Source organism: Pseudomonas sp. MYb185, assembly GCF_002979975.1.
Taxonomy (GTDB): domain Bacteria; phylum Pseudomonadota; class Gammaproteobacteria; order Pseudomonadales; family Pseudomonadaceae; genus Halopseudomonas.
On record NZ_PCQD01000007.1, the window covers coordinates 136,045 to 151,433 of the forward strand.

Annotated in this window: 14 protein-coding genes; 4 read left to right on the forward strand and 10 right to left on the reverse strand. The window is 58.7% G+C overall.

The genetic code is table 11. The features are described from left to right. Positions 1-222: 222 nt before the first annotated feature. Positions 223-879, reverse strand: coding sequence for a hypothetical protein (locus CQ007_RS12560; protein ID WP_105646172.1), 657 nt, complete (start codon positions 877-879; stop codon positions 223-225). Further along, positions 879-1,724, reverse strand: a complete 846-nt coding sequence (locus tag CQ007_RS12565) for a hypothetical protein (RefSeq protein ID WP_146114584.1) — start codon at positions 1,722-1,724, stop codon at positions 879-881. Before CQ007_RS12565 ends, CQ007_RS12560 begins: the two co-directional genes overlap by 1 nt. Positions 1,725-2,204: 480 nt before the next feature. Between CQ007_RS12565 and CQ007_RS19030 the strand changes: the two genes are divergently transcribed. From CQ007_RS19030 to CQ007_RS12575, 3 genes are read left to right on the forward strand one after another with little or no spacing between them, the layout of a single operon-like run. Further along, entirely contained in the window at positions 2,205-2,378 is a 174-nt protein-coding gene (locus CQ007_RS19030; protein WP_177424348.1) for a hypothetical protein, read from the forward strand. Continuing rightward, the gene (locus CQ007_RS12570; RefSeq protein WP_105646174.1) at positions 2,375-2,866 is read left to right on the forward strand and encodes a hypothetical protein; all 492 of its coding nucleotides are present in this window, start codon (positions 2,375-2,377) and stop codon (positions 2,864-2,866) included. Before CQ007_RS19030 ends, CQ007_RS12570 begins: the two co-directional genes overlap by 4 nt. Next, positions 2,863-3,666, forward strand: coding sequence for a Bro-N domain-containing protein (locus CQ007_RS12575; protein WP_105646175.1), 804 nt, complete (start codon positions 2,863-2,865; stop codon positions 3,664-3,666). Before CQ007_RS12570 ends, CQ007_RS12575 begins: the two co-directional genes overlap by 4 nt. A gap of 69 nt (positions 3,667-3,735) precedes the next feature. Here CQ007_RS12575 and CQ007_RS18840 read toward each other — a convergent pair whose 3' ends face one another. The 7 genes from CQ007_RS18840 to glcD all read right to left on the reverse strand — a co-directional run bounded on the left by CQ007_RS18840 (position 3,736) and on the right by glcD (position 12,415). After that, the gene (locus tag CQ007_RS18840) at positions 3,736-4,347 is read right to left on the reverse strand and encodes a hypothetical protein (RefSeq protein WP_146114585.1); all 612 of its coding nucleotides are present in this window, start codon (positions 4,345-4,347) and stop codon (positions 3,736-3,738) included. Between the two features lie 47 nt (positions 4,348-4,394). Further along, positions 4,395-5,699 carry an integrase family protein gene (locus CQ007_RS12585; RefSeq protein WP_105646177.1) on the reverse strand — a complete coding sequence of 435 codons (1,305 nt, stop codon included), beginning with the start codon at positions 5,697-5,699 and terminating at the stop codon, positions 4,395-4,397. 273 nt (positions 5,700-5,972) lie between these two features. Next, positions 5,973-8,147 carry a malate synthase G gene (locus tag CQ007_RS12595; protein ID WP_105646178.1) on the reverse strand — a complete coding sequence of 725 codons (2,175 nt, stop codon included), beginning with the start codon at positions 8,145-8,147 and terminating at the stop codon, positions 5,973-5,975. A 20-nt stretch (positions 8,148-8,167) separates the two neighbouring features. Next, positions 8,168-8,569 (reverse strand): heme-binding protein, encoded by a 402-nt coding sequence (locus CQ007_RS12600; protein ID WP_105646179.1) that lies wholly within the window; start codon positions 8,567-8,569, stop codon positions 8,168-8,170. An 18-nt stretch (positions 8,570-8,587) separates the two neighbouring features. Next, positions 8,588-9,805 (reverse strand): glycolate oxidase subunit GlcF, encoded by a 1,218-nt coding sequence (gene glcF / locus CQ007_RS12605; protein WP_105646180.1) that lies wholly within the window; start codon positions 9,803-9,805, stop codon positions 8,588-8,590. Positions 9,806-9,821: 16 nt separating this feature from the next. Further along, a complete protein-coding gene (gene glcE / locus CQ007_RS12610) occupies positions 9,822-10,916 on the reverse strand; it encodes a glycolate oxidase subunit GlcE (RefSeq protein ID WP_105646181.1) in 1,095 nt (364 codons plus the stop codon). Then, positions 10,916-12,415: a glycolate oxidase subunit GlcD gene (glcD, locus tag CQ007_RS12615; protein WP_105646182.1), complete on the reverse strand. Its 1,500-nt coding sequence runs from the start codon at positions 12,413-12,415 to the stop codon at positions 10,916-10,918. The genes glcE and glcD overlap by 1 nt, the downstream gene beginning before the upstream one ends. Positions 12,416-12,664: 249 nt before the next feature. On the opposite strand from glcD, the gene glcC reads away from it, so the two are divergent. Beyond that, positions 12,665-13,435 (forward strand): transcriptional regulator GlcC, encoded by a 771-nt coding sequence (gene glcC / locus CQ007_RS12620; protein WP_105646183.1) that lies wholly within the window; start codon positions 12,665-12,667, stop codon positions 13,433-13,435. A 48-nt stretch (positions 13,436-13,483) separates the two neighbouring features. Here the strand turns inward: glcC and CQ007_RS12625 are convergent, their stop codons facing one another. Then, on the reverse strand, positions 13,484-15,202 hold the full coding sequence (locus tag CQ007_RS12625) for an L-lactate permease (RefSeq protein ID WP_105646184.1): 1,719 nt from the start codon (positions 15,200-15,202) through the stop codon (positions 13,484-13,486). Positions 15,203-15,389 lie beyond the last annotated feature (187 nt).

Consider the following 15,389-nt stretch of genomic DNA (forward strand, 5'->3'; position numbering starts at 1 on the left):
GAGAGGCATGACCGCGCAGGGGTCGTGCGCACTTACACAAAAAGTAATCCGACCTGTGCGAAAAGTTCTGATTTCACTCCAGAGCTAGCATTGCACCTTAATCTACAGTCTGCTTGAAATGGCCAAGACCAATTGATAGAAGCGCTGTAACTTGTTGCGGCGTGTGCTGTAAAGCTCGTTTTGGAATTGCGTTAGTCACTGCACCCCTTTGTTTTAATAGTATTAACAGCTGGCGTTATAGGAATCATAAATGTCGGAAATTTCACCGGTTGTGTACTTTGCTGCAATAAAATAAGGAAGGACCTCTTCTATGAAAAAATGGAAGGACCTCCATGTGTTGACTATAAAGAAAAGAAGACCTAAAAATGTTAGGGTCAAATTTTCCAAGTTGAAGCTAAGATTCAGCAGTGCGCAGGCTGATAAAGCTAAAGCAATAGTGGACAGGCTTCTGGATCGTCTTAGTTTTTTCTGGTTTTTTTCCAGATGGGGAAGGGCATTTTTCTCCAGTAGGTCTGGGGAGGTGTTTGAGTTGAATTTATTTGTGATATCAATTATAAGTTTTCCGAAATCACCCTTAAGGGTGAATAGATAAAATAGCCCTGCGGATATTTTCTTTGATAGCCAGAGAATGCTAGCAGTAAATAAAATAGAAATAGCTAATTCAGATATTGTTAGCATAGGGATTATGCCTGCATCAAGATCGGTTATGTATTTTACATTTATTTGGTTTAGTGCGCAAATTAAGCTGGGGGATTTGAGCTTGTAGAGTGAGTGCCAGGACAATATAAATATGCCCCAGCATATTATGTTGGATAGAGTCAGCCTCTGCTCCAACTCGTCCTGGTAGCGGGATTGGCAGAACTCCAGAAACTTTTCCATTAAACCAGCCTTAGAAAAAATATATCGCCACCATGAATATCAAACGTGCCTCCCTCATAGATCGGGCAGCCAATGAATGACATGATATCAGGTGAACCTAGAAATGGTTTGATCTGCCCAAAACTATCATCTGTGAACGTCATCTTTATTTCTCGGCCGGTGATTAAGTTAACTATTCGGCCGGATTTGTTTTTGGCGTCTAATTCTCGCAGGTTTGCTGATATTATAAATGGCTCACCGAGTTGGCGAGTAGATACATATGAGTGGAAGGCTTCGCTTTCTTGACGATTGAATTTGAAAGTAGAGCTTTGGTCTCCCCCAATGACAATTTCAATTGTACTCTGCCCCGCGTTTGGGGTTCTTACTACGCTGATTAAAAGGTCGATTTCTTTGTTGATTGCGCGGTCCCCATAAGGCCGTTGGTTGGCGCGCGGCATATAATCCGCCAACTGTTCTGGCTGGATTATCCCGGAGTCGATTCTTTGTTTGGCTATATCTGACTGCTGAGCAAGTGACCCCGCGGCTACAATGGCTTTTTGTTGGGACCGTTCTACGGTAGGAGTTATTGCGTTAATCATGCGCGTAAGGGTTTTTTTAATTTGCGGGCTGTCGTTAATGAAGTCTATGATGTAGCCACCTTCCTGAGGTGGCCTAGACCATAGTTCGGTCGCCTCGTAATCCTCTTTCTGAAGGCGAGCACCTTTCCACACTTCACCATAGCGCAGATCTAAATGTGCGCGATTAACTGCTGCCTGTAGATGAGTTAGGGCTTTTCCTAACGTGCGAAGAGAAACGGTGTGGTCATGAGTGATATCCCCGTCAAAATGCAATAGCAAACTGCTCATTCTAAAGTCTTCCGTTTGTTCTAGTGTCCATTCGTTCATGCAGCGACGGATGTGTAGAGCCCTGCTCTCGCATCTCCACCCTTGGAGGTACTGCTTAACCATTTTCAATGGGTGAGCTGAAAACCTCTGCAGCCTGATATCATCTACGCATCATCGGATAGGTTTCAGCTATATGCAATATGCCGCGAATGCACCGATGGCTAGCCTACCGGGTTGACGCTAGTCGCAAGAGAGCGCATAGTGCCCACGTCACTGCAAATTCAGCGACACGGGATTGGCGTCCCGGAACTACTAGGCGGACACCGCCACAGCGCGGTTTTTTTGTGTCCGCAACACGGCAAGGCCTTTATGGGCGGGGCTGTGTGGGGCTGCTTCGGCAGCGCCGGTTTCTAGTGGCCGGTACGCCAACCTGCATGGTCCCGTCCACCCTGATTGGCGTCAGGGGAGCGGGAAATAATCCGCACACTAGAGGCTCCTATCATGCCGACACGTCCGACTCTTACCCTCAATCCGTTAAAAAATCGTGCTGCCCGCTACCGGGCCCAGGCGCTGACTGCCCTGCGCGCTGATTCCTCTCTGTCCGTCCGGCTCAAGCGTTACAACGCAGCCATGGCCAAAGCCCGGGCGCTGGAAGTAGAAGGAGGTGCAGCATGAAAGTGACACAACAGTTGGCTGCTGCTCCGGCATTGCAGTTCAACAATCGAAAGGTAGAGCCTCTGCATCGTCTGCCGTTTGTGGGGCGCGGCACACATCCATATCAGCTCTGCTTCTGGACTGTACCCAAGACGGGAGGGTACGCCGGCGGTAACAATGCGGGGCGTGGCTTGGCACGTATCTATCTGAAATACCTCAAGCAGCACGGGCGACCTGAAGGGCTGGGGGCGCTGCAGTGGATAGTGAGGGATATGTTCGACAGCGATAGCGACGGTCCGCGGACGCCAGAGCAATCAGCGCGGCGTGGCCAGGTGGTCGGCTTTTTCGATGAATTGGATGCCTGGCTGCATGCTGCGGTCTGTCATCTGGAAGGTGGGTTGGACCGCCAGAGCAATGAGGCGCTGTTGGACTACGTCAATGCAGGGTTGATCGATGAACAGGCCAGCGTGATATCCCGGCCTCGTAAAGCACGGAGGGCGCAGTCATGAGCAAGCCGATGGAGTTTGCCTTTGGCGAGAATCCTGTACGAGTGGTGCTGTTGGATGGTGAGCCGTGGTGGTTGGCTGCTGATATTGCCGTAGCGCTGGAATATCGCGACGCCAGCAACATGACTCGTAATCTCGACGAGGATGAAAAGGGTACTCAGATTGTGAGTACCCTTGGTGGTGATCAGGAAGTGCTGGTCATCAACGAGTCTGGTCTGTACTCGGCCATCCTGCGCAGCCGCAAAGCATCAGCCAAACGCTTCAAAAAGTGGGTCACCGCCGAGGTGCTGCCCTCGATCCGTAAGCACGGTTCCTATGTCATGCCGCCCGCAGCGGATGAGCAAGAGCCAACACCCATGGCTGCCCATATCGAGGCCGATCAGGTTGTCAGCGCTGGCCGAGTGTTCCGGTCATTGTTCACCACCGGCCGCAGTATGGGCATGCCTCGCCGGCTGGCAGCTACCCGTGCCAACTCGGCGGCAGAGCGCGCCACCGGCGTGGATCTGGCCGCAGAGCTGGGCGCCAGTAGCTGGCTCGAAGGGCCAGACATGCCAGAGCCGCAACGCAAGCAGTATGAGCTGCAACAACGCATCCGCACGCACCTGGCCGCGAATAGCTGGCCATCTGGGTTCAGCGGGCAGCAGTTGATTGAGGCGCTGGGGCTGATCAATGACAAGCCGACACAGATGGCAGTAGGCCGCTGCCTCGGCCTGCTGGGCTATCAACGCCAACGCCTGCCGGCTGCTACTCCCAATGGCATCCGGCCTTGGGGTTATAGGTTGAATACTTTGCCGGTGGTGTAACGGCGGTGCCGCTCTCAACTCATGGGGCTCGTAGAGAGCCCCTGATTCAAAAGCAAGCGTCAGTTATTTCTATGGGGCCGGAGAGGGGTTTGTGGGCGACCAGAGGCCAAGGAAGGGTTGTTCCAGGATGATTTCAGCATCTCCTATATTCGGATAACGGCTCTTGAGCATGGCCACATCCCGTTCGCTGAAGTCACGAATCTCCGGAACAAGGTCTCCTATCACTGGTTGATTGACGAAATTTCTGCCCATCCTGACATGGATATGCAGGTTGCCGAGGTATAGCGCTTTGCCGGGCTCGACTATGAAATTGATCTCAGGAAAGTCCTGTCTCGGCGTATAGTGAGTTGTGCCATGGGCGACATGCCAGCGTTGAAGGCTGTTAGCTCCGGCTGGCATTTCCAGTACAACCAGTCGACCATAGTCTTCTTGGAGTTCACTGGGCTTGAGCGTAGCGCCGGGGATATGCTCTTCACGCGATTTTGCAATACCACCTTTTTTGAAGTTAAAAAGGGCGATGGGGCCGTATCTGTATTCAACGGATGTGCTGACACTTGCGAACACTAAACCGGTGTTTGCAAGCTGGCTGGGCGCCACGTTCTGATCAACGTTTGGAGTAGCGCAGCCAGCTAGGACGAGCATGGCCAGTAACGAGAAGTACTTCCATGAAATGCGGGGCATTGGTGACCTCCTGTCGAGAGTAGAAGCGAGCAGCACTCAGTAGCGTGTTAACCGGCGAGTATTATAGCCAGAGCCTGATCATAGGCGGCAATGGCCCGCCACTTATCAGGCAGCGCCGCATCCGGGTTGTTGGCATAGTGCTTGTTGGCTATACCGCTCTGGTTGTGGTCCTGCAGCAGGTCGCGCAGGTGCGGCTCAATGCCGGCCCGCTGCATGATCTGCTTTGCCGTTCTGCGCAGGTCGCGAGGGGTGAAGGGCTCAACCCTTTGCCCGGTGGCCACGTCCATTATTGATGCCTCATCTTCCAGAAACCTAAGCACAGCGTTTCGTGGTGTGGTGATCACTATCGGGTCTTTGCCGGTGAAGGTCCAGGGCCAGGGGTGCTGGCCATTGATTTCCTGAACGCGGCGGAGAATGTCCAGTGCTCGATCGGTCAGCGGTGTAAGGCTGATGCGGGGCTTGGCTCGGCCCTTGCGGCTCTCGGTGCGCATTACCTTGGCTTCGAGGTCGTAGTCGGTCCAGGGGGCGACGATCATCCTGTATGGCCGCTGCCCTCCCGTGGCGATAATGAACCGCAGGAGTAGGGCGGTCAGCTCGCCAACTCGATTGGTGTCACCGCACTTGTCCCAGAAGTGCTTCAGCTCGGCATCACTCAGCGCACGCTCCAGCGCATTCTCACCTTCCTTCTGTTTTTTTACCGCGGCAACCGGGTTGTGCTTGAGTTCGAAGACGCGCTTGCTCTCCCGGCTGACGTCGTACTCGGACACCAGTCCATATTGGAAGGCAGCGTGGAGATAGGTTCGGGCGCGGTTGTACTGGGTTTTGGCGCCTCGCTTCCAGATTGGCTCCAGCAGTGCCAGTGCATGACCTGGCTCGATGTCGCGGGCCTTCATTGCGACGATGTCGGGCTTGGCGGCAATGAAATCCACGTTGATAATGCGCTCGATTTCTTTCGCTGAGTCGACAGCGGCATCGTGGAGGTGGGCTATATAGTCCTGCAGTAGATCCTTGAGGGTGCCGCGTTGGGCTTCTGCCTGTGCGAGCAGGGCCAGCCGCTGGGCTTCTGCTTGCTTGTCAGCCTCCACCTGCTGTAGATGGCTTTTCAGGTCGGGGTGTTCTCGGCGTAGCGCTGCCAGTGCGTTGGCTTCTACCCTGCATGCGGCCAAGCTGATTTGACCATAGGTTCCAATCTTGATGGCTTCGGTTTTGAGATTGAACCGGTATCTGTAGTAGGCCTCGATTGAGCCCGAGTCTCTGCGCCGAAATAATAACGCTCCATCGCCGCGCCCGCCGATACTTTCGGCTACTTTGCCCTGCAGCGCTTTTACTTCCCGATCAGTGAGCTTGGCCATAATGGTCCCTATATTGGTCCCTACTTCTCATCGGCTGGCATCATAATATGCTGGACGAGGTAGGACAAATAAATATAGTTAACCCATTGATTTTAAATAATTTAATGTATTTGTGTGAGCAGGGCTGTTGACGGTGAGACGCAAAAATATACGCCTCCTAAGCGGTAGGTCCCCGGTTCGAATCCGGGCTCGCGCACCATATGAAACAAAGGCTTGCGAGGTGGTTAACCTGCAAGCCTTTGGTTTTTCCGGGTTTATATTTCCTGTTCCGGTTTAGCGCGCCTTGGCCACCTGCCGCCAGTGGTGCAGCAGGGGTTCGGTGTAGCCGCTGGGCTGTTCCAGTCCCTTGAACACCAGATCCAGTGCTGCCTGGTAGGCAGGCGAGTTGGCGAAGTCGGTGGCCATGGGGCTGTACTCCGGGTCACCGGCGTTCTGCTGGTCCACCACCTTGGCCATACGCTCGAAGGTCTCGATCACCTGCTCCTTGCTGACCACACCGTGATGCAGCCAGTTGGCCATGTGCTGGCTGGAGATACGCAGGGTGGCGCGGTCTTCCATCAGGCCGATATTGTTGATATCCGGCACCTTGGAGCAACCCACTCCCTGGTTCACCCAGCGTACGACGTAGCCAAGGATACCCTGGGCGTTATTGTCCAGCTCCTGCTGCTTGTCGCTGTCGCTCCAGTTGGCCTGTTCGGCCAGCGGTGCGGTCAGCAGGCCGTTGAGCAGTGCCTCCTGTTCATCCTGCAGGGAAATGCTTTCCATCTCCTGCTGGACTTGCTGCACATTGACCTGATGGTAGTGCAGGGCGTGCAGTACCGCCGCGGTGGGCGAGGGTACCCAGGCGGTGTTGGCGCCGGCCTTGGGGTGGCCGACCTTCTGCTCGAGCATGGCGGCCATCAGATCCGGCATGGCCCACATACCCTTGCCGATCTGCGCCTTGCCACGCAGGCCGCAGGTCAGGCCGACCAGTACGTTGTTGCGCTCGTAGGCCTGGATCCACTCGGTGGACTTCATGTCGCCCTTGCGCAGTACCGGACCACCCTGCATCACGGTATGCATCTCGTCACCGGTACGGTCGAGGAAGCCGGTGTTGATGAAGGCTACCCGCGCACTGGCGGCGGCGATACAGGCCTTGAGGTTGACCGAGGTGCGCCGCTCCTCGTCCATGATGCCCATCTTCAGGGTGTTCTGTGGCAAGCCGAGCAGTTGCTCGACGCGACCGAACAGCTCGTTGGCGAAGGCCACTTCGTCCGGGCCGTGCATCTTCGGCTTGACGATATACACGCTGCCGGTGCGCGAGTTGCCCTTGCGCTGCAGGTCATGCATGGCGATCAGACTGGTGCAGACCGCATCGAGAATGCCCTCGGGGATTTCACTGCCATCCTCGAGCAGGATCGCCGGGTTGGTCATCAGGTGGCCAACGTTGCGGATGAACAGCAGCGAGCGGCCATGCAGGGTCAGTTCGCCGCCGTCGCCAGTGGTGTACTGGCGGTCCGGGTTGAGCTTGCGGACCATGGCCTTGCCGCCCTTTTCCATATGCTCGACCAGGTCGCCGCGCATCAGGCCCAGCCAGTTGCCGTAGGCCAGCACCTTGTCCTGGGCGTCGACCGCGGCGATGGAATCTTCGCAGTCCATGATGGTGGACACCGCGGCTTCGATCAGCAGGTCCTTGACGCCGGCGGCATCGGTCTTGCCGATCGGGTGGTCGCGGTCGATCTGGATCTCGAAGTGCAGGCCGTTGTGCACGAACAGCAGTGCATCCGGGCTGGCCGGGTTGCCCTGGTAGCCAGCGAACAGGTCCGGTGACTGCAGACCGGTCTTGCTACCCGACTGCAGGGTCGCCTGCAGTTGTCCGTCCTGCACGCTGTAGGACTCCACCTGAGTGTGGTCGCCCTGCTGCAGCGGAATGCTCTGGTTGAGGAAGTTGCGGGCGAAGGCGATTACCTTGTCACCACGTACCGGGTTGTAGCCCGGACCACGCTCGGCGCCATCCTCGTCGGAAATGGCATCGGTGCCGTACAGCGCGTCATACAGGCTGCCCCAGCGGGCATTGGCCGCGTTCAGGGCATAGCGGCCATTCATCACCGGCACTACCAGCTGCGGGCCGGCCTGCTGGGTGATCTCGCTGTCGGTATTGGCGGTGCTGATCTGGAAGTCGGCGGGGACCGGTTTCAGATAGCCGATGGAGGTGAGGAATTCACGGTAGGCGGCCATGTCGCGGACCGGGCCGGGATTGGCCTTGTGCCATTGGTCCAGTTCGGTCTGCAGGCGATCACGTTCGGCCAGCAGTGCGCGGTTCTTCGGCGCCAGGTCGTGGACCAGCTGGCTGAAGCCGGACCAGAACGCGGCAGCATCCACACCGGTGCCCGGCAAGGCATGCTGTTCGATAAACTGGTGCAGGGCGGCATCGATCTGCAGGCCCTCGATATTCACACGTTGAGTCATGACAGTGTTCCTCCTCGGGTTTACAGGATGGCGATGCCGGCCTTGGCGACCTGGGCGTCCTGGTCCGGCTTGACGCCGGAGACACCGATGGCGGCCACTACCTGACCTTCGACCTTCAGCGGTACACCGCCTTCGAGCAGGCCGCTGACTTCGGGGGCGGACAGGAAGGCTGTGCGCCCACCGTTGATCATCGCTTCGAACTCGCTGGTGTCGCGACGGCCCAGGGCTGCGCTGCGTGCCTTCTGTGGGGCGATATAGGAGGCGATGGGGGCACAGCCGTCCATGCGGCGCATGGCCAGGATGTGGCCGCCGTCATCCACCACGGCCACGGTGACTTTCCATTCGTTTGTTTCGGCCTCGGCGAAGGCGGCATCGATCATGCGGTTGGCTTCTTCGAGGGTCAGTACAGGCTTGCTCAGCATCTTGTTGTCTCCAGGTAGTCAATTGAGTGCGTCTTCGACGACTTCGATCCAATGGCGCACGGGTGTTCGGTTGGCTGAACCCAGATGGGTCTGGCAGCCGATGTTGGCGGTGACGATGAGGTCCGGCTTGCCGGCTTCCAGCGCATTCATCTTGTTGTCACGCAGTTGCTTGGCCAGTACCGGCTGGGTAATCGAGTAGCTGCCGGCGGAGCCGCAGCACAGGTGCCCATCGGCGACCGGGGTCAGGCTGAAACCGAGTTGTTTCAGGATCGGTTCCACACGCCCGCCCAGCTTCTGGGCATGCTGCAGGGTGCAGGGGCAGTGGAAGGCCAGGCGCTGGTTGGCCTTGGCCTGTAGCGGCTGGAGATCTTCTTTCTCCAGCAACTCCACCAGGTCCAGCGCCAGTGCGCTGACTTTCTCGGCCTTGTGGGCGTAGGTTGGATCGTCCTTGAGCAGATGGGCGTATTCCTTGACGAACGCGCCGCAGCCGCTGGCGGTCTGGATGATGGCCTCGGCACCATTCTCGATGGCCGGCCACCAGGCGTCGATATTGCGGCGCGCGCGGTCCAGTCCGGCGTCCTGGGCATCGAGGTGGTAGTCCACCGCGCCGCAGCAGCCAGCTTCGGCAATGGGCTTGATCGAAATACCGAGACGGTCCAGTACCCGTGCGGCGGCGGCGTTGGTATTGGGCGACAGGCCCCGCTGGGCGCAGCCTTCGAGGATCAGCACATGGCGGGCATGACGTGGCTCGGGACGTGGCTTGGCCGGGGTAGCCTTGGGCGGAATCTTGTCCTTGACTGCGGCCGGCATGAAGGTGCGGACCGCCTGGCCGGTCTTGAGCAGGGTGTTGAAAACGCCGGGGTTGGGCACTACGTGGCGCAGCGCCGAGCGCAGCATGCGCTGCTGCAGCGGCCGCTCGATCTGCCCAGCCATGGCTTCACGGCCGATGTCCAGCAGGGTGTGGTATTTGACCCCGGACGGGCAGGTGGTTTCGCAGTTGCGACAGCTCAGGCACTGATCCAGATGAATCTGGGTTTCCCGGGTGGTGGCTTCGCCTTCCAGAAAGGCCTTGATCAGGTAGATGCGGCCACGCGGCCCGTCACGCTCGTCGCCGAGCAGTTGATAGGTCGGGCAGGTGGCGTTGCAGAAGCCGCAGTGCACGCATGAGCGCAGAATGCTTTCCGCCTCTTCGGCGCGCGGCAGCTGGCGCGCCTGTTCGGTTAAATTGGTTTGCATGACTTACCTCATTATCTCAAAGCGCGGAATACTGACGGCCAGGGTTGAACAGGCCCTGGGGATCCAACTGCGCCTTGAGCTGGCGGTGATAGCGTTCCAGCAGCGGAGCCAGGGGCTGGAAGGGGCTATCGGTGACATTTGCACTGTAGCAGGTGGCGTGCCCGCCATGACGGATGGCCAGTGCCTGGATTTCCTCGGCGGCGGCGTCGCTCTTCAACCAGCGCTGGCTGCCAGCCCAGTCCAGCACGCTGGTGCCGGGCAGTTCCAGTTCCGGGGTCAGCGGCGGCAGTGACAGGCGCCACAGGGGGCGTGGGTCCTGGAAAAACGCCAGTTGCTGCTCATTGAGTTGCTCCCAGAAATCGGCGTTCAGCTCCTCGCCGCCGATGCGGTCGGCGGCCGAGCGTACCGAACCGATACCACCTTCCAGGCGCAGGCACAGATGCCCGTCGATATGGCAGGCCGCGGTAATCGGAATCGGCTGCTGGCCCCACTCGGCCAGCTTCTGCAGGGCCTTTTCGACAGGCAGTTGCAGACGCAGATGACGGCTGCATACCGGCTTGGGCAGCACCTTCATGGAGACCTCGGTGAGCACGCCGAGCTGGCCGAAGCTGCCGGCCATCAGTCGGGACAGATCGTACCCGGCGACGTTCTTCATGACTTCGCCGCCAAAGCGCAGCAGCTTGCCGTGACCAGTGATCACCCGAGTGCCGAGGACCAGATCACGCACCGCCCCGGACCAGGGGCGGCGCGGGCCGGACAGCCCCGCCGCGACCATGCCGCCAACCGTAGCCTGGCCGTTGAAGGTCGGTGGCTCGCAGGTCAGCGTCTGACCCTGTTCTTCGAGGGCGGCAAAGAGTTCGACCAGCGGCGTACCGCTGCGTACGGTCACCACCAGTTCGGTGGGATCGTAATTGACGATGCCGCTGTGTACACGCGTATCCAGTACCTGGCCGGTGACCGGGCGGCCGAGAAACGCCTTGCTGTTGGCACCCTGGATGGCCAGCGAGGTATTGCCATGCAGGGCATCGAGTACCTGCTCCTGCAGTTGCTGCTCGCTGACACTGGCGGCGCGTTCGCCGGGGCGAGGGCTGTGGGTGTGGTGTGCAGACATCAGAAGCGCTCCAGTTCGGGGAAAGGCAGCTTTCCGTTATGGATATGCATGGCGCCGAACTCGGCGCAGCGGTTCAGTGTAGGAATGTTCTTGCCCGGGTTGAGCAGTCCATCGGGATCGAATGCCGCCTTGACCGCATGGAAGGTCTGCAACTCCTCGTCATTGAACTGCGAGCACATCTGGTTGATCTTCTCCCGACCCACGCCATGCTCGCCGGTGATCGAGCCGCCGACCGCCACGCAGAGTTCGAGAATCTTGCCGCCGACCGCTTCGGCACGCTCCAGTTCGCCCTCCTGGTTGGCATCGAACAGGATCAGCGGGTGCATGTTGCCGTCGCCGGCATGGAATACGTTGGCCACGCGCAGGCCGTACTCGGCGGACAGGTCGGCGATGCCCTGCAGCACTTTCGGCAGTTCCCGGCGCGGAATGGTGCCGTCCATGCAGTAATAGTCCGGCGAGATGCGTCCCACCGCGGGGAAGGCGTTCTTGCGCCCGGCCCAGAACAGGGCACGCTCGGCATCGTCCTTGGCCTGGCTGATGGCGGTGGCACCGCTTTTCTCCAGCACTTCGCGAACGCGATCGCATTCGTCGGCCACGTCGGCTTCGACGCCGTCGAGCTCGCACAGCAGGATGGCCTCGGCCTCGACCGGGTAGCCGGCGTGGATGAAATCCTCGGCGGCGCGAATGGCCAGGTTGTCCATCATTTCCAGGCCGCCGGGGATGATGCCGGCGGAGATGATGTCACCAACGGCCTTGCCGGCCTTGCCCACGTCATCGAAGCTGGCCATCAGTACCTTGGCCACCTGTGGACGGGGCAGCAGCTTGACGGTGACCTCGACAACGATGCCGAGCATGCCTTCCGAGCCGGTGAACAGTGCCATCAGGTCGAAGCCGGGGCTGTCCAGGGCGTCGGAGCCGAGCGTCATGCGTTCGCCTTCGACGGTGATGATTTCCAGCTTCAGCAGGTTGTGTACGGTCAGGCCGTATTTCAGGCAGTGCACGCCGCCGGCGTTCTCGGCGACATTGCCGCCGATCGAGCAGGCGATCTGCGAGGAGGGGTCGGGCGCGTAGTACAGCTGATAGGGCGCTGCCGCTTCGGAAATAGCCAGGTTGCGCACGCCGGGCTGGACCCGGGCGAAGCGTCCCTCCGGATTGACTTCGAGAATGCTCTTCAGGCGAGCCAGTACCAGCAGCACGCCGCCTTCCAGCGGCAGCGCGCCGCCGGACAGACCGGTGCCGGCGCCACGGGCGACCACCGGGACCTTGCGCTGGTGGCAGATCTTCATGAACGTCTCGACCTGCTCGACGGTATCGGGAAGTACCACCAGCATGGGCAGCACGCGGTAGGCCGAGAGGCCGTCGCACTCGTAGGGTTGGAGGTCTTCGCGTTCGTGCAGCAGCTCCATGTCGGGAAGCTGCTGACGCAATTCCTGGATCAGCGCAGCCCTGTCCACCGCGGGCAGGGGGCCGTCGAGCTTTTCGTCATACAGAAGGTTCATGGCTATCACCTGTTATTGTGTTGATGGTCAATGACCCTTGGTCAATGAACAGCAAAGTGTCTGAATACTGCGGCCTGACTTGATCTTCGTCTAGTGTATTGGTCCCTGGTCCGACCAGTTTGTCTTGTACTTTTGTTAATGAAGATCCCTGCAGCTCAGCTGGATACAGGGGTTCCTGAGCCTGTAGTGGATTGTTTGGCGGACTACCTTTAAGCTGGTATGACCAGTTATTGGAGTAAGGAAAAGGTCATGGTCGAAGGTGTGACGCAGCGGCGTCAGGTGGGTGATGTGGTGGCTGACCGCATCGAGAAGCTGATCGCCGACGGGGTCCTGAAAGTGGGCCAGGCATTGCCCTCGGAAAGGCAGCAGTGCGAGAAGCTGGGCATCTCCCGCAGCGCGCTGCGCGAGGGGTTGAAAGTGCTGCGCGGCCGGGGGCTGATCAAGACCGAGCAGGGACGGGGCTCCTATGTGGCGAGTCTGATCGGCAACCGCACGGAAACGCCAATGATGCATCTGTTCAACAGCCATCCCCGGACCCTGTTCGACCTGCTGGAAGTCCGCGCCCTGTTGGAAGGGGAGTCGGCCCGGCTGGCAGCCCTGCGCGGCACCGATGCGGATTTCGTGCTGATCCAGCGGCGCTACGACGAGATGGTCGCAGCCAATGCCTCTGGTGCAGTGAAGGACCCCGAAGCCCTGGCGCATCTGGATCATGCCTTCCATCTGGCAATCTGCGATGCGTCGCATAACCCGGTGCTGGCGCATACCCTGCAATCGCTTACCAGCCTGCTGCTGAGTTCGGTATTCGCCTCGGTGCAGAACCTCTATCACCGTCCGGCACACAAGCGGCAACTGGACCGGCATCATGCGCGCTTGTATCACGCGGTGATGGAGCGCCTGCCGACCCAGGCCAAGCGTGCGGCGATAGATCATATTCACAGTATTCGGGATGATTTGCGGGAGATCGAGAATGAGGAGCAGCGTCTGGAGCGCGCGACCATGCGCCTGGACGGTTGGCAGTAGCTGGAACGGGTCAGGCGGTGCTGCTGCGCCGCCTGACCCGGGGGGTTGCTAGCGCCCGGTGGTAGTGAGCCCTGCCTGGCTCAATGGGTCACTGACGCCCAGTACATAGATCGCCAGCATGGCCAGAATGCCAGCAGCAGTCACGTAGTAGAGGGTCGGCAGGATGGTCTTGCGCAGGGTGATACCTTCGCGGCCAAGCAGCCCCACGGTCGCGGATGCCGCAACCACGTTGTGAATGGCAATCATGTTACCTGCGGCGGCGCCCACCGATTGCGCAGCGACCACTAGCGCTCCGGATATCCCCAGCAGCTCCGCGGTATTGAACTGGAACTGTGAGAGCATCAGGTTGGAAGCGGTATTGGAGCCAGCGATAAAGGCGCCTAGTGCGCCAATGGCGGGTGCAAACAGGGGATAGACGCCACCGACCGAAGAAGCGACTGCCTCCGCCATGGCCACGGGCATCGATGGAAGGTCGGACAGGTTGACGCCCGAGTTGATCAGAATGCGGACCATCGGGAAGGTGAATACCAACACGAAGCCGGCACCCACGATTGTGCTCGTGGACTCTCCCAGAGCGCGCTTCATTTCAGTGAAGCTCATGCGGTGCAGGAAGTAGGTCAGGATCACCACCATCACCAGAATGCCGCCGGGCAGATACAGTGGCTCAAGGCTGGCGGACAGGCCGGTTTCGCCCATGATGTCGGTAAAGGGCAGGCTGAGGCTGTTGAGGGCGGCCTTGACAGTGTCATTGGTGCGCGAGAGCACCAGCAGACCGGCCAGCAGCACGTAGGGCAGCCAGGCCATCCAGATCGCCACCGGGCGTTTGCCAGCGACATCGTCCAGTTTCATCTGGATGCTGCCCATCCACTCGGCTGGCCATTCCTTGGGATCAGCAAAGTCCCAGGTTTTCTTTGGAATGAGAAAGCCCGCCTTGGCGGCAGGTACCACTATGGCCAGGCCAACCAGCCCGCCAATCATGGAGGGGAATTCCGGCCCGAGGAAAACACCGGCAAGTACATAGGGAATGGCAAAGGCAAAGGCCGTGAATATCGCAAAGGGCGCGATCTCGAAGCCTTCTTTCCACGAGCGATTCTTGCCGAAGAAGCGTACCAGTACCACGACCATGAACAGTGGCATCAGAATTCCGACAATCCCGTGAATGATGGCAACTTCCGACACGATCAGTTGAAAGAAGCTGGGCCAGTCAGAGCCGACCGTTGCCAGTTGCGCGCCGATGGTAGTCTGGTCAAGCCCTGAGCCCACACCCACAACCATGGGAGTGCCGACTGCCCCGAAGGACACCGGGGTGGATTGCACCATCATACCCACCACGACCGCAGCCACGGCCGGGAAGCCGAGGGCGACCATCAATGGTGCAGCCACCGCGGCGGGGGTACCGAAGCCCGATGCGCCCTCAATGAAACACCCGAACAGCCAGGTGACGATGAGTGCCTGCACCCGCCGGTCCGGACTGATGGATGAAAAGCCCTTGCGAATGGCGAGGATGCCGCCCGAATGCTTGAGGGTATTGAGCAGCAGGATTGCACCGAAGATGATCCACAGGATCGAAGCCGTCAACACCAGCCCCTGAAGGGTGGAGGCGATCACGCGGACTGCAGTCATGTCCCAGGCGAACAGGGCAATGATGACAGTAACCACGAAGACAACGGGCATCGCATATTTTGCCGGCCAGCGGAATCCGACCAGCAGCACCCCCGCCAGCACCAGTGGGAAAAATGCGAGCAAAGACAAAAGTGTTTGGCTCATGTGATATTTCCTTGTTTTTTTTATGACAAATGCGCATTCCAGAGAGTGCGCATATTCTCGACATGCCGATACTGCTGTGGCGGCCTTGAGAGGTCTAGATGTTATCTATATGGTCCGACCAGTTGTTTTGTATGTGTTATGTATATCTGGTAATTAATCCATTTTAAATCATGATGTTATTTCAATA